This is a genomic window from Fluviicola sp. (assembly GCF_029266855.1).
In the GTDB taxonomy this organism is placed as follows: domain Bacteria; phylum Bacteroidota; class Bacteroidia; order Flavobacteriales_D; family Crocinitomicaceae; genus Fluviicola.
The window spans coordinates 1-22145 of the sequence record NZ_JAQSWB010000013.1 but is presented as its reverse complement, the minus strand read 5'-3'; the positions used below and the strand labels follow the sequence as shown (position 1 = coordinate 22145).

At 38.7% G+C, this 22145-nt stretch carries 20 protein-coding genes; 11 read left to right on the top strand and 9 right to left on the bottom strand.

All coding sequences use genetic code 11. From position 1 onward, the window contains the following. Positions 1-114: 114 nt before the first annotated feature. Both K0S23_RS18190 and K0S23_RS18185 read left to right on the top strand, forming a co-directional pair. Positions 115-837 (top strand): hypothetical protein, encoded by a 723-nt coding sequence (locus K0S23_RS18190; protein ID WP_300360287.1) that lies wholly within the window; start codon positions 115-117, stop codon positions 835-837. 122 nt (positions 838-959) lie between these two features. Further along, the gene (locus tag K0S23_RS18185; RefSeq protein WP_300360285.1) at positions 960-1817 is read left to right on the top strand and encodes a ChaN family lipoprotein; all 858 of its coding nucleotides are present in this window, start codon (positions 960-962) and stop codon (positions 1815-1817) included. A 342-nt stretch (positions 1818-2159) separates the two neighbouring features. Here K0S23_RS18185 and K0S23_RS18180 read toward each other — a convergent pair whose 3' ends face one another. Both K0S23_RS18180 and K0S23_RS18175 read right to left on the bottom strand, forming a co-directional pair. Beyond that, the gene (locus tag K0S23_RS18180) at positions 2160-2489 is read right to left on the bottom strand and encodes a CRISPR-associated protein Cas4 (RefSeq protein ID WP_300360283.1); all 330 of its coding nucleotides are present in this window, start codon (positions 2487-2489) and stop codon (positions 2160-2162) included. A 152-nt stretch (positions 2490-2641) separates the two neighbouring features. Then, entirely contained in the window at positions 2642-2995 is a 354-nt protein-coding gene (locus K0S23_RS18175; protein ID WP_300360281.1) for a hypothetical protein, read from the bottom strand. A gap of 131 nt (positions 2996-3126) precedes the next feature. Here K0S23_RS18175 and K0S23_RS18170 point away from each other — a divergent pair, with 131 nt between their 5' ends. The 7 genes from K0S23_RS18170 to K0S23_RS18140 all read left to right on the top strand — a co-directional run bounded on the left by K0S23_RS18170 (position 3127) and on the right by K0S23_RS18140 (position 10727). Next, complete coding sequence (locus K0S23_RS18170) at positions 3127-3873, top strand: OmpA family protein (RefSeq protein WP_300360279.1); 747 nt, start codon at positions 3127-3129, stop codon at positions 3871-3873. Between the two features lie 405 nt (positions 3874-4278). Further along, entirely contained in the window at positions 4279-5028 is a 750-nt protein-coding gene (locus K0S23_RS18165; RefSeq protein ID WP_300360277.1) for a hypothetical protein, read from the top strand. Between the two features lie 152 nt (positions 5029-5180). Beyond that, the gene (locus K0S23_RS18160; RefSeq protein ID WP_300360275.1) at positions 5181-5393 is read left to right on the top strand and encodes a hypothetical protein; all 213 of its coding nucleotides are present in this window, start codon (positions 5181-5183) and stop codon (positions 5391-5393) included. Positions 5394-5417: 24 nt separating this feature from the next. Beyond that, positions 5418-5627: a hypothetical protein gene (locus tag K0S23_RS18155; RefSeq protein ID WP_300360274.1), complete on the top strand. Its 210-nt coding sequence runs from the start codon at positions 5418-5420 to the stop codon at positions 5625-5627. 635 nt (positions 5628-6262) lie between these two features. Continuing rightward, positions 6263-6577: a hypothetical protein gene (locus tag K0S23_RS18150; RefSeq protein ID WP_300360272.1), complete on the top strand. Its 315-nt coding sequence runs from the start codon at positions 6263-6265 to the stop codon at positions 6575-6577. Positions 6578-7076: 499 nt separating this feature from the next. Further along, positions 7077-9185 carry a hypothetical protein gene (locus K0S23_RS18145; RefSeq protein ID WP_300360270.1) on the top strand — a complete coding sequence of 703 codons (2109 nt, stop codon included), beginning with the start codon at positions 7077-7079 and terminating at the stop codon, positions 9183-9185. Between the two features lie 90 nt (positions 9186-9275). Further along, the gene (locus K0S23_RS18140; RefSeq protein WP_300360269.1) at positions 9276-10727 is read left to right on the top strand and encodes a hypothetical protein; all 1452 of its coding nucleotides are present in this window, start codon (positions 9276-9278) and stop codon (positions 10725-10727) included. A 56-nt stretch (positions 10728-10783) separates the two neighbouring features. Here K0S23_RS18140 and K0S23_RS18135 read toward each other — a convergent pair whose 3' ends face one another. The 4 genes from K0S23_RS18135 to K0S23_RS18120 form a co-directional block, all read right to left on the bottom strand. After that, positions 10784-11632 (bottom strand): RteC domain-containing protein, encoded by an 849-nt coding sequence (locus K0S23_RS18135; protein WP_300360268.1) that lies wholly within the window; start codon positions 11630-11632, stop codon positions 10784-10786. A 208-nt stretch (positions 11633-11840) separates the two neighbouring features. Next, a complete protein-coding gene (locus tag K0S23_RS18130; RefSeq protein WP_300360266.1) occupies positions 11841-14306 on the bottom strand; it encodes a T9SS type A sorting domain-containing protein in 2466 nt (821 codons plus the stop codon). A gap of 5 nt (positions 14307-14311) precedes the next feature. Next, a complete protein-coding gene (locus K0S23_RS18125; protein ID WP_300360265.1) occupies positions 14312-14959 on the bottom strand; it encodes a hypothetical protein in 648 nt (215 codons plus the stop codon). A gap of 31 nt (positions 14960-14990) precedes the next feature. Then, a complete protein-coding gene (locus tag K0S23_RS18120; protein ID WP_300360264.1) occupies positions 14991-16148 on the bottom strand; it encodes a hypothetical protein in 1158 nt (385 codons plus the stop codon). A 248-nt stretch (positions 16149-16396) separates the two neighbouring features. Between K0S23_RS18120 and K0S23_RS18115 the strand changes: the two genes are divergently transcribed. Then, a complete protein-coding gene (locus K0S23_RS18115; protein ID WP_300360263.1) occupies positions 16397-16753 on the top strand; it encodes a hypothetical protein in 357 nt (118 codons plus the stop codon). Positions 16754-16894: 141 nt separating this feature from the next. Here the strand turns inward: K0S23_RS18115 and K0S23_RS18110 are convergent, their stop codons facing one another. The 3 genes from K0S23_RS18110 to K0S23_RS18100 form a co-directional block, all read right to left on the bottom strand. Then, positions 16895-17413: a helix-turn-helix transcriptional regulator gene (locus K0S23_RS18110; protein WP_300360262.1), complete on the bottom strand. Its 519-nt coding sequence runs from the start codon at positions 17411-17413 to the stop codon at positions 16895-16897. Then, on the bottom strand, positions 17410-17865 hold the full coding sequence (locus tag K0S23_RS18105; protein ID WP_300360260.1) for a hypothetical protein: 456 nt from the start codon (positions 17863-17865) through the stop codon (positions 17410-17412). Before K0S23_RS18105 ends, K0S23_RS18110 begins: the two co-directional genes overlap by 4 nt. Before the next feature lie 215 nt (positions 17866-18080). Continuing rightward, positions 18081-20981, bottom strand: coding sequence for an AsmA-like C-terminal region-containing protein (locus K0S23_RS18100; protein WP_300360258.1), 2901 nt, complete (start codon positions 20979-20981; stop codon positions 18081-18083). 75 nt (positions 20982-21056) lie between these two features. On the opposite strand from K0S23_RS18100, the gene K0S23_RS18095 reads away from it, so the two are divergent. Beyond that, positions 21057-21905 (top strand): hypothetical protein, encoded by an 849-nt coding sequence (locus K0S23_RS18095; RefSeq protein WP_300360257.1) that lies wholly within the window; start codon positions 21057-21059, stop codon positions 21903-21905. The last annotated feature ends 240 nt before the right edge of the window (positions 21906-22145 follow it).

Sequence of the window (22145 nt, the reverse complement as noted above, 5' to 3'; positions counted from 1 at the left end):
AAGAAAGTAAGCGGTTGAAAAATTCATTTTCAAGCCATCAACGAAACTTTTATTTAAAGTTTTCGTACATTCGGCATAGTTATTGGTTTTACCCCTTCAACGAAATTAAATTTTATGAGAAAGCTTGTTCTGATTGGTGCTCTACTTACTACCAAATTACTGGTTGCACAAGCACCGGAATATGATGATTTACGTATCCTTTATGCTGATGGTGACTATGAAAAACTAGTTCGCGCATCTGAAAAATATACCATGAGCGACAAAACAAAGAGTGACGCCTTGCCGCACATGTGGATGGGAAGAGGTCTTTACAAAGTTTCCCTGAGTGGTTCTGATGATGAAAAATATAAAAATGCTTACAAAGAAGCGATCGGTGAAGTCGGTAAAAGCATCAAATACGATAAATCAGGTGATGTTCAGAGTGAATATGCTGAATTCTATGATGAATTCAAAAACAGCCTGGTTGAAACTATCCGAAATGAAATTGAGGCTCCTGACTATAAGAAAGCTGCAACGTGGGTACTTAAGTATTACAAGATCAACCTGACCAGTATCGGAGCAAAATACCTGGACGGAGTTTGTAAGTATCGCAATGCCGATAAAGGAGGCGCAAATACTGCATGGAAGGAAGCTGAAACAATGCTGAAGACCGTAACAGATATTTCCGAATGGTCCAAAGCAGAGAAAGACTTACTGATGATGGGAGTTATTCAAACAGCTGAGTGCTATCTTACAGGTAAACAACCGGACAAAGCAAAAGCGGTCATGGGTAAAGTTGCCCAATGGTATGAAGGAAACCCGGATTTCAAAGAAAAGTACGACCAGATCGTAAACTGATATAAGAAAGCCCTGACAGAAATGTTAGGGCTTTTGTTTTACTACCCTTTGGGAGTTAGTTTGGGGAAGGCCTTACTAAAAATGGTGTAGGGAGAGTTTTCCAAAGTTTCTATCTTTGGAGGATGAAATATCTTATACTGGCACTCATTCTTTCTTCCAGCGCATACGGGCAGGACCTGGAGGCATTCCGTATCTTTGATTCCAAAGGGAAAGCTGTTACTTTTCAAAAAATGATGAGCAAGGTTTCCGGAAACCAGGTGGTTCTTTTCGGCGAGTTCCACGACAACCCGATCTCTCATTGGTTTGAACTGAATGTACTGATGGAACTGAACAAGCCAGCCAAAGGTCCCAAACTGGCAGTAGGTTTCGAAATGTTTGAACTGCACCAGGTGAAGGCACTGAATGCTTATATCGGCACTAAATCATACAAAGCTTTAAAGGATTCTACCGAACTGTGGACCAATTTTAAAACCGATTACAAACCCATACTGGATTCTGCCATTGCCTACGGGAATGTTCCGTTTGCTGCAAATGTTACCCGCAAATACGCGAGCCTGGTCTTTAAGAAAGGACTTGGTGCATTGGATTCCCTTCCAGCAGACCAGAAGCGTTTAATGGCACCGCTTCCGTTTCCCTTTGATTCGACGCTGACACAGTACGTGGAACTGATTGAAATGGGGAAAGAAATGCATGCTTCAGGGATCAATTTTGCCTATGCACAAGCGATTAAAGACGCAACGATGGGATATTCGATTGCGGAGCACGTGAAAAAGGGGGAGATGGTCTATTTTCTGAACGGTGCTTTCCATTCCGATTTTCACCAGGGAATTATGTGGTACGTGGAGCAATATGCCCCGGGAACGAAGGTTGGAACGATCACGACGGTATCACAGAAGGATGTAAAAAAACTTCAGAAAGAGCATCAGGGCCGGGCGGACTTTATTATTGTGGTGAATGAGACGATGATGTCGACACATTGATACGAATTACGAATTTGTTATTTTAGGTAATTTTTGATTGGGAATCAGGTCTGTATCCCTTTTGCACACTGGGCTGTTCGCGATATCGCGAACATGCAACCAGAAAGATTGAAAAACGAGTGAATTGGGTATTGGTTGACTACAATAGGATGGATTGCTAATCGTTTGTTAGTAAATTGATTTTTAGATGAGTTTTTGCGCCGGAATCCCTTTTGTGCACTGGGCTGTTCGCAATATCGCGAACTTGCAACCAGAAGCTAAAAAAACAGGGGAATTGGAAAGCCCTCTTGTTAATGCTTTAAATATAAATAGTATAGAAGTAAATTAAGTATCGTCGAAAGCTTATTTCTCGCTTGTCTTTTTCAACAGTTCGTTGTAGTCTTCCAATAGCTTCAGGTACTTGTTTTTCCAGTATTCCTTCGTTTGATTGTTGTAGGTGTTTTCCGGATCGGAGAAGGAGCTGGTGTTGATGGAGTTCAACTCTTTGATCTCGTCTGAGAAATCGTGGTGAATAATGTTACCGATGGCTATAACTGTTTCAATATCCACCTGCGTATTGTCAAACATCAGGTACATCCATCTTCTGCTCTTTCCCAATTTCTTGGCAATGGAGCTGATTGGATACCCGCTTTGACGGATTGCGCGTTCTACTATTTCGCCACGATGCTGCATAGTGACAAAAATCTTCACTTCAACGGGTAATATGTTTACCAGAAAATGCACAATTAAGTGCAAAATCATTCAGATGTGAGTAGTATAGCCTTGTTCTTTAATTGCGCACTTATGAGAGATATATGAGAACCTCGACTCCGCTCGGTTACCGTTCAGTTCGAATCTTTATTTTCTATTCTTTCGGGATTGGTCTGTTTCAGTAATTCGTTGTAATTCTCCAGGAGTTTGAGGTATTTGTTCTTCCAATATTCTTTTGTCTGCTTATTGTATTTGGCATCCGGTTCCTGGAAGGAGTTTGGGTTTATTGCGTTCAATTCCCTGATTTCATCGGAGAAATCGTGATGTATAATTTTCCCGATCGAAATAATTGATTCGATGTCTACCTGGGAATTATCAAACATGAGATACATCCACCTCCTGCTTTTTCCCAATTTTTTTGCGATCCCGGTAATAGGGTACCCGCTTTTCCGGATCGCTCTTTCTACAATTTCGCCACGATGCTGCATAGTGACAAAGTTGTTTACTTTTATGAGTAATAAAATTACCACAAAATATACAATATTGAGAAGTTATTTTAAATTTGCTATAATTAATCGTTTTCCACGGATTCTTACTTCTTAAAGTATATCAATTTCTTATGAAACACCATTTCCTTTTGATCTTAATATTCAGCTGGCTTTTTCAGATTACAAACGTATTCTCGCAAGAGATGATCGAAGTTAAAAGACTTGATTCCATTTCCGTGTTTTTTGAATCGGGAAGTGATAAAGTTGAAAATACAGAGAAGTTGATCACCAGGCTTAATTTAGTGAAGGCCCCAATCGGGAAGATCCGGATAATTTCTTATACAGATACTATCGGCAGCTTATCTTCAAACCAAAAATTGGCAGCCAAAAGATTAAGTGCTGTTTCGAAACTTGTAAGATCGACAAGCCTGAAGACTTTTGTATTTGACAGTATCAATAAGAATGAATTGCGAAGCGGAAGAAAATTAAGGGACAGCAGTTTCAGAAGAGTGGATATCATTATCTACACTTTTGAAAATAAGTTTACGTTCAATGAGCCAATTAATCTGAATATTAATTTTGAATCCGGGACTGACATTATTATTCCAAACTCAATAGAAAATTTAAATACACTGGTGTCGATTCTTCAAAAAGACAGCACAATAAGGGTTCAATTAAATGGTCATGTGTGTTGCCATCCGCGCTATGAATTGTCTGTGCAACGTGCAGAAAGGGTTAAAAAGTATTTGGTTTCAAAGGGTGTCAAATCGACCCGTATTCAGTGCAAAGGGTTTAGCAATACCGTTCCTTTGGTTTCTTCCACAGGGACAGTAAATCTTCAAAAGAATATGCGAGTAGAGGTGGTTTTTCTGAAATAAACCAGAGAGTTGTTTCCGTCAAACTTTAAGAATTCTTCCGGGTGACCAGAAACGAACTAAAATCAGTTGTTAAATATTCCACAAAAGTCGCTCTATAGTCGCTCTATAGTCGCTCTACCTACGTTCTATCTACGAGGTATCCCTTCAGTAAGTTTTTAGTTCCAAAAGCTATCGGGAGAACTTACGTGCTTTTTAGGCTTTTTCGCAGGTTTTAATCTCCGAAGGGCCCCGTATTATCTGGATTTAAAAAAAAATATTCAAAAAAAATCACCCGACTCCGGTCCGTCTGGGGAAAAAAGAATTTTTCAAGCTTTCAACTTTGCATTAATCGATTACCGATTCGCGGTAGGTGATCGCGGATCGAAGGAGGGACCTTCGACCAATGTTAATTAATATTTAGAAATCATGGCCAGACAAACAGGTCTAATTAAGTTGAGAGGGACGTTGGATAACGTCAATTTCTACAAAACGCAAGATGGTGTTCTTGCACGTATGAGTACATCTATTGATGCAAAGCGCATCGCTACGGATCCAGCCTTTATTCGTACCCGAGAAAACGGTGCCGAATTCGGGTCTTCGGCAAAGGCAGGAAAAGTTGTACGCGCCGCACTTCGTCCATTATTATTGCTAGCTTCTGATGGCAGTGTAGTTTCCCGGATGATGAAGGTGATGACCAGCATCAAGAATTACGATGTTACGAGCAGTCGCGGAAAACGCAATGTTGCTGCGGGGATCAATCACCCTGCCGCGAAAGAGTTGTTAAAGGGATTCAACTTTAACGAGCGCTCGAACCTCGGAAGTGTTTTAGCAAAATCTTTTTCTTTTGTACAAGCTACCGGAGAGGTAAGTATTTCGGATATCATTCCGTTGAATGACATTGCCTTTCCATCAGGAGCTACACATGCCACTTTCCAAAGCGGCTGGGCAAAAGTAGATTTTGTTTCCGGAGCAAGTGATCTTCAACTATCACCTGCAATCAGTTTGCTAATTGATGAAACCGAGCAAAACATCTCGTTGATTCCTGCCTCTGCACCGACGGGTTCGGGGATTGACGTTTATGTGTTTTGCATTGCGTTTTACCAAGAGATGAACGGAGTTCAGTACCCGTTAAAAAACGGAGCCTTCAATGCGCTGAGCATTGTTGAAATTCAGTAAATGTTCAATATAGATGTCCGGTCGGAACCGGACATCTCATTACAAGTTACGGGGATGGGAGTCAAATGGTGTGTAAATAGTTCCCACGGAGGAACACGGAAGTACACGGAGGACTTTCCTAAGTAAACAGTAAGGACTAATATTTAATTATCATGAAAATCAAAGAAAGATTTCAATCAACTACTCCGAAGTTTTTCAGGGTAGTTCGGACGGTAGGTTTGTGCCTGATAGCTATCGGCGGGGTGCTTGTAGCTGCACCGGTAACAATCCCGACAGGACTGGTTTCATTTGGGGGTTATCTCCTTGTAGCAGGGACAGTTGCTACGGCGGTTGCACAGGCAACTTCAGTGGATGAAGGAAAATGAACAGATCATTTAAAAACAAGTATTATGACACCTTTAAGTAAAAAGCCGGAAGGCTTACAGATTTCGGTTAAGGTCAAAAGACCAAAGCGATTTAAGGCAGGTGCGGAATTGGGCAGCGCCGTAAATTTTGTAGCTATTGACGTTGAAGAGAATGTGAGTGAAGAATCTGAAAGTCTACAGATTCGACTAAACATTGAACATTCCTTTGAAACGGATAGCCACTGTAAGAATTAAAGCGGATGACTTCCTACTTTTTTCCGAAGCAAAAAAAGTAGCAAAAATGCTTAGCCCAATTACGGCGTTTGGCTAAACTGCCGGTGCGGGCCAATCTACGGAAAGAGGGGATCAGGATCCGAAATGCAACCCCGCAGTAGTTTTACAAACACTGCGGGATTTGCACTTTCCGGGATTTGCAACCACACCGGCAGCTTATCGCTTCTTTAGATCACTTAGTAGGACGGGTGATGATTTCAAGTTTTCTTTAAGATCTTCAGGTCGGGTAATTGGGCGTTTGTTCGCTGTGGTAATTTATTAAACAGGTGTCGATTTTTGGTCCGAAAGTGAATAAGGAACTAAATCGGTGTTTGAAGCTTGAATTAAGCTTTCTAACTTTTGCTTTTGTGTTTCCCTGCCTCCATTATTTTACGGCAGACACGCGTGGTTGTTGAGATGGTTGACACGGAAAAGAAGAAAATAAGGGAACGGCCTCCGAGAGGGGGCCGTATTTAGTTTATGGTACGAGTGAGACACTCGCACCAACTTAGGGGATTTTTCGCAAATAGATACCGTATTTATACCCTAGAATTTAATGAAAAGATCAATTATGTTTGAGCCAATAACATTCATATAGGAACTAAACAAAAGAAAAAATGGAAAATTTAAATGAATTTACTTTTAAAGAATTATCACAGGTTGAAATGGTCGATGTGAATTCGATTGAAAATCTAAAGCTTTTTTCTCATGCTCAGACAATCGTGTGTGGTGTATTAAGATATGATAGAGATGAACCTCGTGAAGATGGTGGTTTTATATTTTATTATACTGCTATCGGGAATGGAACACTTGAATGTGTATTGTCAATTAATGGACAAGTTACATCAACCGCCACTAAAACTATATATAAGGGTGAAAAATGGATCGTTGGTGTTCGTCCTAATCAAGTTCATGGTTGGGTCTGCCATTAATTATTTAGTCTGTGTGGGACCACCAAACAACATCGCGAAAGCCGCAGTATCATTGATGCTGCGGCTTTTTGATTTTTGCTTAGATAAGAATTTAGATAAGAATTTAGATAAGAATTTTTTTTTGATCTTTCATTAAGCTTCATTTTATTGCATTTGATTTCATTAAGTTTTGAGCTAAAAGGGTAAGCTGAGCCTACCAGTTAAAGAGAATGTTTTTTCTAAAACACAATTCCAACTAATTTTTATGGGTTCGAATCCTGCTACCTTTCAGGTAAATTTAGTTCCAGGAATTTTTCAACATCTCGCTGATTTTCAGAATTATTGTGTAGTATTGAAATGACGTACTAAAGACTATTCACGAAGATTCTTGAAATTCAATGTGAAATCCGATTTAATAATTCCTAAATGGTTAGTGTTATACATACGCGCAAGCTACTACTATAAGGTGAATTTGGGAATCAAACAATTTAAATCCTATTTTGCCAAATAAGAAATATCAATGATGAAAATTGAAAATAAAGAAAAAGACAACTTTTATTTAATGGTTGATTCTTTAAAAAAATGTAGACGAGCTGACCTCTCAGATATTAATTCTGATGAAAGCATTATTGAAGAGCTTTATGTTGATCCTTTAGATAATGATTTTGTTTTAAAATCTTCACTTAGACCCAATACAACTATTTTAATAGGAAGAAAAGGTACTGGTAAATCAACTATTATAGCTCGACTTCAACACGAAATAAGAAAAGATAATGATAAGCTATCTTTGTATATTGATGTGAAAACAATTTTTGAACAAGCTAAAAATTTCACATACGATTCTAGTCAATATAAAAATCTAATTTCTCCTCAAGATCTTGAAAAATATTTATTACACAAAGCTTTCTTAAAACAAATAATTGATCAAATAAAAGAGGAAGTAAAGACAAACACCTTAAAATTCTTCTTAGCAAAAATTTCAACAATTTTTGGTCCGGACAAAAAAACGTTTATTGTTGAGCTTGAAAATATTTTTAACGAGATCGAGAAAAATGAATATATAGACATCCAAATACTAAAAGAAAAGAGTATCAATCGAGCAAATAGTAAAAGTGAAGAATCAGGTATAACTCAAAACTCAACAGCTAATTTAGCTCTGACAGATCTTACTGCCAGCGTTGGAGGAGCAAAAAGCAGTTCAATTCAAAACGCTTTTTCAAATAACACAGAGGAACAGTTTTCTGAAATTCTATTAAAATGCTTTAATCCCTCAGTTATTCTATCAAGTATAAAAGGACTTCTTTCGCAAATTGGAATCAAGTATATATTTATTTGTCTTGATGATTTTTCTGAAATTGAAGAACGAGCGATGAAGGTTTTTGTAGATACAATAGTTGGTCCATTGAATAATTGGTCTGATGAATACTTTAAATTTAAAATTGCAGCTTATCCTGGGAGGCTCTATTTAGGTGATATTGATCCGCAAAAAATAGAACAAATAAAACTTGACTATTATGATCTTTTTCAAGCAAGAAAAGTTACCGATATTCAGGCTGAAGCTCAACGAAGTATTAAAAAATTAATTACTACAAGAATTAATTATTTCTGTAAAAAAGAGCCCGAGTATTTCTTTGATACCTCGAGAAATACAATGGACGAGTATTATAGAATGTTATTTGACATTACATCAAGTGTACCTAGGAATGTTGGTTGGATTCTTTGGTATGCATATCAAAATAGCATATCAAAGGACCAAAAAGTTACACTCAGAGACTTAGATCTCGCTGCAGAAAGGTATTTTAATGATTCTATTAATCCATATTTTTCTCAAAACAAATTCATGAGAGAGCCATTTAATATTAAACTGGAAAAATACCATTTAATGGAACTGTTGAATACTTTAATTGGCCTTTCTAAGTCCAATAAAAGAGAAATTGGACTTTCGGATTCAAAAATATTTCAAGAGGATAAACATAAACCACCCACAAGCCATTTTTATATAGACAAAAATTTGGAAGAACTAATTTCATCGTTAGAACTTCACTTTTTCATTACCAAATACAATGAACAAAAAGATCAAGATGGGCAAAATATAATGAGTTTCTTTTCCCTCAATTATGGACTCTGTATTAAAGATGACATTTTTTATGGTAGAGGAAGTGATAGAAAATACGTAATACAAAGAAGATTTAATTATTCTGATGCAATTCGTAAATATCTGTCTACTGCAAAACAATTGAAATGTGATAATACGGATTGTGAAAAAACTTATCAGTATGAATTGCTTGATAAGCTTCAACTTTTTGATATGATGTGCCCAACTTGTAGAAAAGGCATCTGTTCGATTGAACATGTGGCAGTTATAATCCCAGTTGTTAATGAAAATATTCAAATCGCTGAATTTGATTTAAATTTTCTTAATTCACTTAAAATAGATCAGCCTCAATATGCTTCTGGAATGGCACAAGAACTTGATTGTACATATCAAAAGGTTTCAAGACGGTCAATAAAACTTAGAGAATTAGGGCTCATAAATAATGAAAGAAAGACATTAAATCCCGAAACTGGAGAAAGAACTTATTATAATTTAACTGAAAAAGCAAATAATCTATACTTTGACAATGAATAATGGAATAACCCCACAGAAACTATACAAAAGCCCAGCAAATAAAGTTTTTAATAAACATTATAGACAAGATTAAAAGACACTAGCAGTATCATGAATCTAAATTTAAGATTTGCAACAAGTATTATCCGTCCATGGGAGAAATTAAATTCTGAATTGATAAATCAGGTTTCAGTTGATTCGAATATCTCTGATATTATAACGATGGCCGAAGATTTAGCAGTTAGATTAAGTCATTTTCCAGAGATTGCAGGAAAAAAATCTGTTAGAACTAATAAAAAATCTGTTGACTACAATATCATTGTTGATATAGCTGATGCAACAAAACATGAATCTTTGGATAATCAAGAAAGAAGTAATAAATTATATGTCACTTCAATGTTTGAAGGACGAGATGATGAAACTTTTCGTTTTATTAGAAATAAGGTTACTGTTGAACATTCAAAATATGGAAAAATTGACTTTTTGGAAATTTCAAAAAAAGCGGCTGAATTTTTATTTTCCCAGTTAGGTTTAAATATCTTTTGGAAAGCAAATATTCTGGAAGCTCAATATTTGTTTTCGAATAAAATCGAGTTGGATATTCACTACCAGTATCAATTTATATGGAGTAGCTGGAAAGTTGAATTTGTGAGAAAGAATGAGTTGGGTGAACTATTACATTATGATCCTCCAAAGTTTCTATTTGAACTTCGCTCATGTGATAAAATATCTGCAACGGATTTTTTTGATTACATACATCAATTACTAAAAGTTTCCTTAAATCAAGAGTCAACAATTTTAATTAATCCAATCAAAAAATCCAATAATATAAATAAAGTGGATTTTATAATTAAAAACAATTATAATGGAGAACTAACTTTAGTTAAATTAATATCAGAGGATTTTGCCGGAGATATTGGAAAATTCAAAAAATCTTTAAAAGATATAGAATTTGAAAACCTCATAATTGTCTCGCAAATCGATTTTCCACAAGAAGTAAAAGAATATGTTTGTAGCCTAGAAAATGTTTCTTTAGTAAGTATCAGTAATCACGATGCTGTAAATATCCCTATCGGTTTCTTTAAAATAAAAACGGTACACTCTAATTTGAAATTAACATCGATAAGTAAAACAGCATTAGGTGTCCTTCAGGAAGATGCTAAATTATTTTCCAGTTTTCTGAATAAACCAATTCTTGAATTAGGGAAGATTTTTTCTATAGATAAAACAAACCTTATAGATTTTAAAGAATTATGTTTAAGCCAAGTGGTAATTAAGAATGGTAAAACTAAAGGAAAGATGAGTCTTAACTATAAACCTCGTGGTAAGAAAGATTTCTTTATAAAAATACAAGACAAATTTGTGAAAATTGGAATCGAAATAGATTTTGAATGGGAAACCGAGAATACAGAAGTAAACTCACCAATCTTAACTTTTAATAGGACCCAAATGGGCATTTCATTATGGAGTTTGGAAAATTATATAGCTACTGATAATGGAAAAATTCATGTTAAGATTCCTGTAATAAAATATGGAAATACATCAGCATTTGGATTTTTATAACAACCTACAGTCAAGAAATATTATTTAATTTCTTCAATCAGATCATTGTTTATCATTTACTCATCATCCGCTTCCATTCGTTTGTTTAAGGTTTCGACGAGGTTATTCAGGAATTTTGTACGGGCGATTTTGCGAGATTTTAGATCGTGGTAGACTTTGTAGTGATCACCTAGTTCAATTTGAAAGGTTGCTTGGAGTACTTCGGTTATTGTTTTGAGGTCGGTTTGACCATTGTTGAGCGCACCAACTGAGTGAAGGGCATAGATGAGTTCAACAAGATCTGTTTTTGAATCTGTCCATTGCAATACTTTTTTGTGATTTGCCTGGGGAATAATCGGATTGAAGCTTGTTTCTTCCATGTGACTGATCCGGAACAGTTCCTGCCTAATCTGATGTTCCAGTTTTTCAAAGGCGAGGCATTTTGCCAAGATCAAATCATACCCGGTATTCCAACGAAAATCTACTTCTGAGAAGTCTACTTCGTATTCTTTAGTTAATTGAGCTTTTTCACGAATAAAGAACTGATCGTCCAGGTGATTGGCTTCGGAGCGATAGTAACGAATGAATTCTTTGTTTTCTTCAAAGAAGATGAAGTAACGAGCCAAATGATCATTTAGATACGATTTCTTTATTTCATCTGAGCCTAGGGGTATGTTTTGCTGTGCAACCAAGATTCCCCTGAAGTAAATAAGCTCTGCGTGTAATTTGGGTTTTGTGATCTTAAAACAATCTATTTCATCCTGGGGTTTTCTGAATCCCCGGTTAATGATTTCGCTTTTTAAGTCGACGAGGTATTTTCGGCTTAATTCTACGGCAGAACGGATATTGGTTTTCTCTGGTTTTTCGAGTAGGGTTTGAAGCTCGCTATAAAAGTTGAATTCGAGCTTTTCAAGAAAAGCTTTCATGTGAATGCGGTTTTAATATTCGAAGCGGTATGCTACTGATATTAACTTACTTTTCTGGCGATTGTTACCTTATTATCAAAAGTTAACAATTGGCATATTGGGAAGAGATAGCCGTTGATACACCTTGCTTACAGCGATTTTTTGAATTCAAGGGTAAAGTCCTGTTAATCCATCCCGGTATTCCGGGATGGATTGAGTGTTCCAGGTATTACCGTTTCACTAAATCTATTGATCTAATACCGGCCTGAGTAATTACATCCAGGATGTAGTAGCCGGCAGCATAGCCGGAAATAGTTACAGATGTGCTTTTGTCACGGATTTCCTTTGACAGGACTTCTTTTCCGAAAACATCCCGAAGGCTTATTCGCGTTATTTCTTCCGATGATTCGATAAAGACGACATCGTCGGCTGGGTTTGGGTAAGTGTTAAGCTTCCAGGCTGAACTGTTGTTTTCCAGTGCTACTGCCGTTTGATTGCCATATTGGTCCGTTATTATTTTATATTCTGAATTCCGGACCTCCTGTGGAGTGTTGTTTTGTGCAAGACCGGATGGATCTGCAAAAACCATTACAGTAGTCGTAAGTTCATTGGAATAACCGCATTGGTTACCAAAAACGATCGTGTAGAAATACTCTCCGTCAGTAGTGTTCGTTGCCGGATGCCATAAACAGATCGGGATTTCATTTACACAGCCCTGTTCTTCATGCATTGGATTTCCCCACCTGTTTTCTACATATATTTCGTACCAGTCTGCTCCAGTGGGATAGAAACACAGATCATCGTTTATTCCATCGTCGTCGGCAGTAATGATATTCGGGTAATTAACCGGCATTGCAAATACTGTAGTGGACTTGTTCCAGGCAATTTCCTTGTGAGAAACCAAGGGATTGCAATATTGCCTTGTTTCCAGTACGACTTTGTAGTTCTTGCATTGTGCAAAGCACCCGTCACCCAAACAATTCCTAATATCAAAGTGGAAGGGACTATTGGTATTGACCGGATTTGAACAGCGATTATAGATCCACTCACAAAGCTTTTCCGTTTTGGCCTCATTCCATACCTGAATTTTTACATATTCGTAGGTAGCAGGAATGGCCCAATCAAAATTAAATTCAAAATCAGTTGATACCAGGTTACTTATCTGTAAATCGTAGTCAGGAACGTTCGGTGCCTGCCATTGTAAGGATTCCGAGACACTACCGAAACAAGGATTGGAAGCAGTAATTTTTATTTCCAGATTCTGACAAAGATTTCCGGTACAGTGATTCACCATAAATGGTATGTGTTGCGATCCGTTCTGACAATCCCATTCATATTCCTCTTCAAAAACGATAGCTCCTGTCACCGTGTTAATTCCTTGGATCGTGTATTCAGAAGCATTTTGTAAGTTTATGTATCCTGAAATGCCTGTTTGACTCATTGTTACATTCCCTATGTCAATTGTTGGTGCTGCATCAATAAATTGGAGTTTGAAATTGTGAACCTGTGAGGCTCCGCAAATAGTCCAGATAGTCAGTTTGGCATCTACACATCCATCATCGTTAGGTGGCCTTATTACATCAGTAACCCGACTCCATGGTGCTGAAAAATAGTTTTCCGGTTCCCACACGTAAAAGACACCCGGTGTTTCGGGGAAATCATTTCCCAAGGTGAATGATCCGGTACATTGTGCAACAGGAGGAGGAGTGAAGCCAGGAATACCCGGACACGGGTTCTCCACACAGGTTCCAACCTGCGTTTCAAAATAACTGCCGTCTTCCTCAATAAAGAAGCCCGGTTCCAAGTAGACAGTTGGCGCTCTGTATATTACCATTGAAGTGGGTTTTAACACCACAGGAAACTGTGACTGCCAGGAATAAGGACTTACATGCGCCCCAGCTTTGATTTCAACGTTTGCTTGTTCTATCTTATGCTCCTCTTGCGCATATACCCTGTCTTGTATATAACGGTTATCAATGCATTTAGGTTCGATGGTAAGTACGACATCGTCAAAATTAAAGACAGCCCCATAATCGTTCGGTTTATTGCTTCCCTCCCGATAGTAATTGACATTCAACACCAACCATCCCATGTCTTCATACTTTTTATCGTTATTATCGGGAACGGTAAAGGTGTGTTCAAAATAATGCCACTCACAGGAGTTCTCAACATAGAATTCAGTCACGTACCATTTTTTATTGTTAAGGCAATCCAAGCCCTCATCATCTGCTGTAAAGGTTAACCGGAATTGATGAGATGGGAAAGCAGTTCCTTTTCCTCCTCTCGCTTTAACTTTGAATGTATACGTTTGACCTTTGATTAATTTGTGTCCTCCAGCCAACTCTACCATAATGGATTCATTCGGATAAGCACACCTCACATATCTTGTTTGTGTACAATTTCCTTCATTTTCGGTGTTGTACCATTGGTTCGGATCAATCCAATCCGGGGAATCTCTGCGTCTTCCTCCAAAAAGCTTGTCGGATTTGGCACAATACCAATCATATATATCATCATCAAATCTCAAAGGAGTGCTAGAATTGTTGAAGAATCCTTGATTCTCATCAGAATAATAATCAATTGGTGCGGTACCACCATTATAGGTGCCACCTTCAAAGTTCCCATTCGGAACTAAATTTTGAGCATGAGATAGCAATACCACCAAAAAGGTGATTGTTAAAATATATTTTTTCATGATTTTTAAAATTTATATCCAATAAAGACAGAACCCATACCGCCCCAATCATTATCGGTCCTTTTTTTCGATAGTATTCCATCAACAATATCCGTCTTGGATTGATACCATCCCAATCCTATATGTGAGCCTAAATAGAATCCTTTTATAATTGTGAATTTGACTCCATATCCGAGGTATGATTCCATACTGATTTTTGTTTCTGTGGCAGATGATTCAAATACAGTTGAGTAGCTTAGACGACGATAAAAATACCCCGCATGAAATAATGCGAATGAGCTAAACCAACTCGCGTCTCCATTTGGATAAAACTTATAATTGAGTTCTCCACCGATGACTTTTTGATATGAACCCACTGCGAAGGAACCGAGCCCAAAGCGGGGGCCTAATTCAATTTGGTGTTTTTTATAGTTAAGTGTAAACAAAACCGAAGTAGGTAATCCATCGGAGGTTGCTGATAGATTAAAGGCGAAACCATATCTAATAAGTTTTTTCGGGATCTCTTTTTCTTCATCCCCACTGATTGAATCAATCAACCTATCGGAATTGACAGAGTACGACAAATTATTATCCAACTTTTCGGTAGACATTCTATTTTGCGCAAGTCCTAAAACAGATAACGAGCAACAAAGAAGTATCATTAATTTTTTCATAGCTGTATTGTTAGAATCTAGTTTGTACATACTAGTTTTTTAAACACTCTATTCTCGTTTTCAACTCTTCGAGTTCTTTATCCTGCTTCTCCAACTTTTTGTTTTGTTGAATCAGATACAAGGTCAATTCTTCGATCTTCTCCATCATTTTCACGTTCATTTCTCCCAGATCGATACCTTCTTCTTTCATTTGTTCCTCAGAAGGAATGGAAGGGAGATGCTTGTTTTGCTGCAAAAAGATTTCCAGCTCGTCTAAAGGTAATAGTTTGTAATCCTTTTCAAAGACATAGTCAGGCCATGTTTCACTATCGACTTTTACTTTTCTTGCTCTTACCATTCCATTTGATTCAATCCGGAAGGTTTCCATGCTGTTGTTGCGGATCGCCAGTCTTCCATCCGTTCCCAAATGGAAAATAGGAGTTGTTCCGTTATGAATATCCATTTCACCGTTTGATTTGAGAGAGAATGCGGTGTAGCCGGCAGCTGTATTTTGTACTTCAAATATTTTGGTATCGGTATTGTCGTATTCAAAGTACATCAAGCGTTGGTAAGGTTTGATATTGCCCACTGTACTAACCTGGATTGCTGCCGTTTTATTGGTGTTTACCAAATTGAATTTTGAAAAGGGATTTTCGTTTGCCCCAACAGATAAAGAAGCTTGTGTCCACAAATGTCCTAAGATCTTCGAGCTTCCGTTCACGTCAAGAGAGAATGCTGGGTTTGCAGTTCCGATTCCTACGCGTACTTCCGGGCATTCACTGAAGAGTTTGTTAGGTCCGTTTGTCCAGGTAGGATTTTGAACAATACCACCAACTGCGGAGCAATTCTTAGAATACAGGATATTATTCAATTCAGATAAACTGGATTTTTCAGTTAGTCCTTCCGAATTGGTCAGTAAGATGTATTCATTGTGGATACTTGATAATAGGGGAATATTCGGAAGGTATAAGTTCCCGTTTACTTTCAGGTCTTCACCAATGCTTGCACTGGATGTCATGGTTACCGAATCGCTAACGATGAGTGTTGAATCGATCCGGACACGACCGGATACTTGTAATTTTTCAGTAGGTGTAGTAGTCCCGATCCCAACATTTCCCTGTTCCGAAATGGCATTGGTTTCCTGAGCGATGGTATTGAAACTAATGATCAAGCATGTTACACTTGTGAGTAGATAAATGGGTTTTTTCATAAATAGTGTATTTAATGGTATGTAAAAAAATTAGGATAACAAGGTGCTGAATACCAGTATTCTAAGTCTTTTTTGTCTGGTTCGGATATAGTGGAATATCATTTCAGTGTGTAGTTATCGGTAACAAATGTATGAATAAATTTACATAAGTGTGAAGTGTTTTTAAAAGAAATGTGCAAATTTGTATTTGATGGCTGTAATAGCTGACTACGAACTACTAAAACTGGAATCAGAAATTTTGAAACTGTATGAATAAGACCCATTCACTGAATATTGCTTTCGAGGATCTGTTTAAACTGATCATCGGGCTGATCGTTGACGACCTGAAGGTGCACAGGCATTTGCATCATTTAAGCCTGAGCGGACTGGATACCACGCCGCTGCATTTGAAGCTGCACACCAGGATCTTTGTCCTTGCGGGATTTAAGGAGCGGGATATCAGCGAGGAACTGGAGGACTGGTATTTTGAGCAGACCAAACGGGTGCAGTCGATTGACCTGGTGCAGGATGAAGAAGTGCTTTATGATCTGTCTTCGGAGATCCTGGCGGGTTTACTGAAGCTGCGGAATGAGGTGTATGCGAGGAGGGTTGGTACCAGCGGATGAGTGTTTTGTGAGCAAACCAAAACCATTGGCAATATAATGAGTCATAAATCTCCATCTGTTTCAATTACGCATAATCTATTTCAGAGCATAAAAAAAGTCCAGACATAATGCCTGGACTCCCGAAATATTATTCCTGATTACTTAGATCAATACCATATTGCGAACGTGGCTTTTTTCTCGTGCCCTTAATTCCGAATTGTTTATAATCTGGTATTCTTTTTCCTTCTCTATCAGCCTGTGCCATATAATCGCGGGGATGATCTTATTGGAATGTATCTCCAAACGAATGATCACCTTCTCACTTGGAGATCGATGATTATTAAGGATTTGACTTAACTCAGTTTGGTTAATGTCAATATCGTCAGCAAACTCTTTGTTCTTCTTATTCAGCATTTCGACATAACCTTTCAGGAAGAAGCTAAACGAGCGTGTGTTATCATAATTAGGATTCTCCAAATAATCCTCCATCTGGTATTTTAATTGGAGCAAACGAGACAGAAGCACTTCTTTCGGCGTAACAGATTGTCTAAGCTGTTTTCGCTTTGCACTTAACTCCTCATTCGATTCTGCTTTTTGAGCTGGTGTTAATTTGCTTCTGAACACAAAAGATTCTGCCAACTCTTTGTCAGTATATTTATCATTTAACTTAGTCTTTTTCATAGCTCATATTCTCTTAAAATGTTCAACAATGATCCTCCTTCTAAAAATATCTGTCTACCTGCATCTTCCATACCGTAAAAATCCATATAGTGCTGCCTCAAAGAGGTTTTAGGCACAAGAGAAACACAACCATTGATACCGTAATACTTCATGGCCTCCTTACAAGCAAATCCAATTAAGTTTCCCGTTATACGGTCATATTTTTTATTCCTCCCTCTGTTGTCTTTAGACACCGCAAGCAATACTATCTCAATTCGCTCATCCTCATGATGCCTGCATGACATCACACCCAGTATTTCATCGCCCAGAACGAGTTTATAAACATCGTGTGCTCTTTCAGTCTTCCAGTTAAAATAGAAACGGCTCTTGGTTATTTCCTTGTAATCTTCGTCATCCAAGGGCTTGACCTTTACCTGATGCCTCAAGTTACTTTCTCGTTCTATCACGTACATACTCAAAGGTAAAATATTTCTTTACAAAAAACGTAAACTTTTTACAAATTTTGTAAACTTTTTCAAGAAACTCGTAAGATTGTGTGTTTTGAACTTTCAGAAACATCCAACAAAAAATCCCGTCGCGGCTGGGCCGGACGGGATTCCTTATTCTTATTATCTTGTATTATCCCGAAAAGCAAAGCTCATGGGGATAAGTTCGATCACTATCTCATCTACTTCACAGCATCTGCTTTTTCGCGTGCTTTGTTCATAATGACATCTGCCTTGTTGTTTCCTTCCTGTTCGATCTTCACAGCGCTGCTTTCGGCTTTTTTCTTCGCCTCCTTACAAGCCAGTTCTGCTGCTTTTTTCTTGATCGGGTTGCTTCCTGCTGCAGCCATTCCGTCGTTGCACTGCTTATCGGCTTCGGAACGCACCTGGTCGGCTGCTTTTTTCGCTTCGGCTTTCACTTTGTCGGCTTCTTTCTGTGCGTCGGCCATGATCTTGTTTTTCTCTGCAATCAGGTCTTTCTTCACGTCTTCCACCTTATCCTTCACAAGGGTCTTCACGGAATCTTTTGCCTTATTAAGCATTTCTTTTCCTTGTTCCTTCAGATTGTCTTTCAGGTTCCCGGTTGCTTTCAGTAGAGCGTCTTTGAAGTCGGTTTTGATGACCGGTTTTGTAACCGTTCCGCCAACCAGGGCACTTACCGGGATAACATCCGGGATGGAAGCCACATTCAATTTAGGAACAACCCCGTTTACTTTAGCCAAGCCCTGTTCAGCTGCTTTCAGAACACCTGAAGGGATCATTTCTTTCGGAACCTGCATGGCCATTTTGTAGTCGATCTCCTGTGTGAATGATGTGGACCCGGTAATTTCCGTGTCGATGCCACTCATTTTGATCTTCAAAGGTTTTTTCAAACTCATCTTACCATCCTTAAAGGCAAAGAACACCTTCACGTCTTTGAAAGTCTGGGTTGACAACTTACTCATGTTCAGCGCATCGCCCAGTTTCTTTAAAGGTTCGAATCCGCTGATGGTAACCGTATTGGTAAAGAACTCCCCGTCGCCGGTTAATGAATTGTATACGGGTTCCATGGCTTTTGTCAAAGCACCTTTCATGTTTAGGGTTGAGCTGAACTTCCCTTTTGCGAATTTCGCAACCGGAGCCAGTTTCTGCACCGTTAGGAAATGCGTTGTAATTTCCTGGATATCGATGTCTTTCAGGTTGTATCCCAAATCAATTGCCGGTTTGTTGTGATCCTTGGAGCTGTAGCTTCCGCGCAATCCAACCGTTCCGCCCATGGTATTCATGGTTAAGTTGTTCAGGGAAGCCACTTCCTCCTTCATGTTCACATTTCCTTTGATGCTGTTGACATCGATCCCGTTGTAATGCAATTTTTGAATGCTTGTATTCAGATCGAAATCCACGTTTTCAGGGATCAGCAAAGGTTCGGCGTTCGGATCCACCGGAGCAGGTTCAGCAGTCGGAGCCGCACTTGCAGTAGAAGAAGCAGAAACTCCCATGATCTGATCCAGATCCAGGTTGTTACTATTGAAGGCAAAAACCCCTTTCAGTAATTGATCTTCCTTGTTGTGTCCGAATAAATAACCCAGGTAATTGTCGATCGTCCCGTTCATGGAGAAATCGGATCTGCCCATGGTTGCATTCATTTTTTCCAGTGAGAGGTTTTGCGGACTGAAGCGGAAAGTCAAATCTTTCACGTTTACATCCTCATTCAGATCTTTGGATTTGTATAGGAAGTCGAATAATTCGATCAAACCTTTTGCGTTGAACTTTTCGTATTGTCCCGACTCAATGGAACTCATGCGCCCGTTCAGAGCCACATCCGCATTTAATTTCCCTTTATACGATTCCCCTTCAGCCAAAGGCATTACTTTTCCAAGCGTTGCCAGGTTTATGCGGGCTTTCAGTTTAGAGTCGATGAGCGGATCCGTGATCGGGTTTCTCAGTTTCAGATTTGCATCGATAAGGTTCCCAACGAACTCGGAGTGGAATTTGGTTACGTCCAGGGTCATTTTATCCAGGTTCGAACCACCTGCGAATTTAGATCCTGCATCTACCATAATATTGTTGATAGAACCGAGTCCGGCGTATTGGATCATTGCTTTTCGCACATTCAACCCGAAATCCCATGCCGGAAGGTTTTTCTCATCCAAGCGGCCTTTTACTTCCCCGTTCATTTTTAAATCGCCTTTGGCAATCATGCTCTCGTAACCACTTTGGTAGAAACTAGGCACCAGTGACAACAGATCTTTGAAACTGATCTCCTTCGTATTCATTTTCAGGTCGATCTGATCGTGATCTTTCAGCATCTGGTAAAAACCATCCAATGACAGGTGGAAGTTATTCAGTGCGAAGGTATTTTCTTTCAATGTGAATTTGGAATCGTTTTCCTTGAACTCCATCAACAAGTTTACATCTGCGTTTGTTTTCACTTTCGACAGGTAGCTTAGGCCCTCCATTTCGAAAGTCAATTCATCCATTTGCGTACTCGTAGCAAAATCGATCACATCTGCCGTTAAATCACCCTCACCGGTATGATTCAGGTTTTTGATATTTGCATACATATCCGAAGCCTGGTCGTCGTAAACGATCTCGATGTTCTTCAAGGAGTATTCTTTTAAAGACATTTTGAATGCGGAAGGTTCCTCAGCAGGTTGCTGATCTGTCGGGATCACGATATCGTAGTTCGCATTTCCTTCCGGATCCACGCGTACATCGAACTTTGCATCCGAGATATGCACTTCGTCAATTTCGATCTCATCTCCACCGATTACATCCCATAAACCTACATGTGCCTCAATAGTTTTGACACTTGCCAACTCTACGCCCTTAAATTCCGTTCTACCTGTTACCTTCGTGTCATATAGTTGAATGGTCACATTCGGGAACGTGGAAAGGAAGGTCAGATCAAAGTCTTTGATAGTCACATCGGCTTTCAGGGTTTTACTGACTTCTTTCAATACCATCTCCTTGATTTGGTCCTTGAAAATTATAGGAACCAGGATGATTGCGATTAATAAGAATAACAGGGTAAGTCCTGTCCACTTGAAAAGTCTGCGAATAAAACTTTTCTTCTTTTTAGGCAATTTTTCTCTTCTAGACATCGATAGGTATTTTAAGTATAACCAATTTTTTAACCAAAGATTGTATCTTTACATTCTTACGAAAATAAGCTTTTCATGAAACAATTAGCAGTCCTAACGTTATTAATTTTTAGTCCTTTTGTGAATCATGCACAAATTTCAACCGGAAAGGTTGAATCGACTAAAAAGAAACCAGCAAGCGAATCCGGTAAAGCGGCTAAGAATCCCGAAAATAAATACGATCCGGATAAAGGATTAATGGATTTCACTGCATTTATCGGCGCAGGTTACAGCATCGGATCCCACAAAATTGAACCGAACGGAGACTTGTTCGGGAGACCTTTGGGAATCAGGGAAGAGGAAAAGATGGTTAACCGCTGGACCTACCAGGCAGGAATCCGGAACAGGATTCACCGTTATTTGAGTATTGAAGGAGGATTGTCCATTGACCGTTACGGAGAATCGTACGAGTTCAAATCGCAGACATCAGACAGTGCTTATTCTTACGACCGGAAATACAATATGCTTACGCTTCCGATCCAATTGTACTTTACATACGGAAAACAAGTTCAATTTCTTGCAGGAGCCGGGATTCAGCCATACATACCATTAAGTCTGAAAACCAAAACAACGATTATGGATTCCCTCGGAAGGGATGTCAGCCCTGCAAACTCAAAAACCATTGAAGGCTTGAGCAGTGCGGGAATCAATTTGATATTCTCTGCCGGTGTTCAATACCGCTTTTCAAAATATGCTTCGGTATATGTGATTCCTTCTTACTCGCTGGGATTGACGAATATTTACGGAAAGCAGGAACCACACAAAGAGTGGCTGAATGCCCTGAATATCCGTTTCGGGATGGCATTCCATTTCCCGGAATCAACGAAAGAGAAGAAAGTAAAGGATCCCAAATCGGTGAAGGAGAAGAAGAAGTTTAAATGGTAACGCAGCAGATTCGTTCCTCAATCGCTACGTTATTGATATAATTTGAAGGGTGTTCGCACGCTTGCGCTGAAGCTTTAGCGCAGGTGCAGAGGATGCCTTTTTTTTATTTTAGCCTGCAGTCCCGATAGCTATCGGGACTGATGAGTGTCAGACTCCGTCAGAGGGGTAGGACAATGCCGGATTTCGTTGCTTCGTGGTTTAATAAAAACGGACTTATCACCTTACTTTTTCATTGCCAAA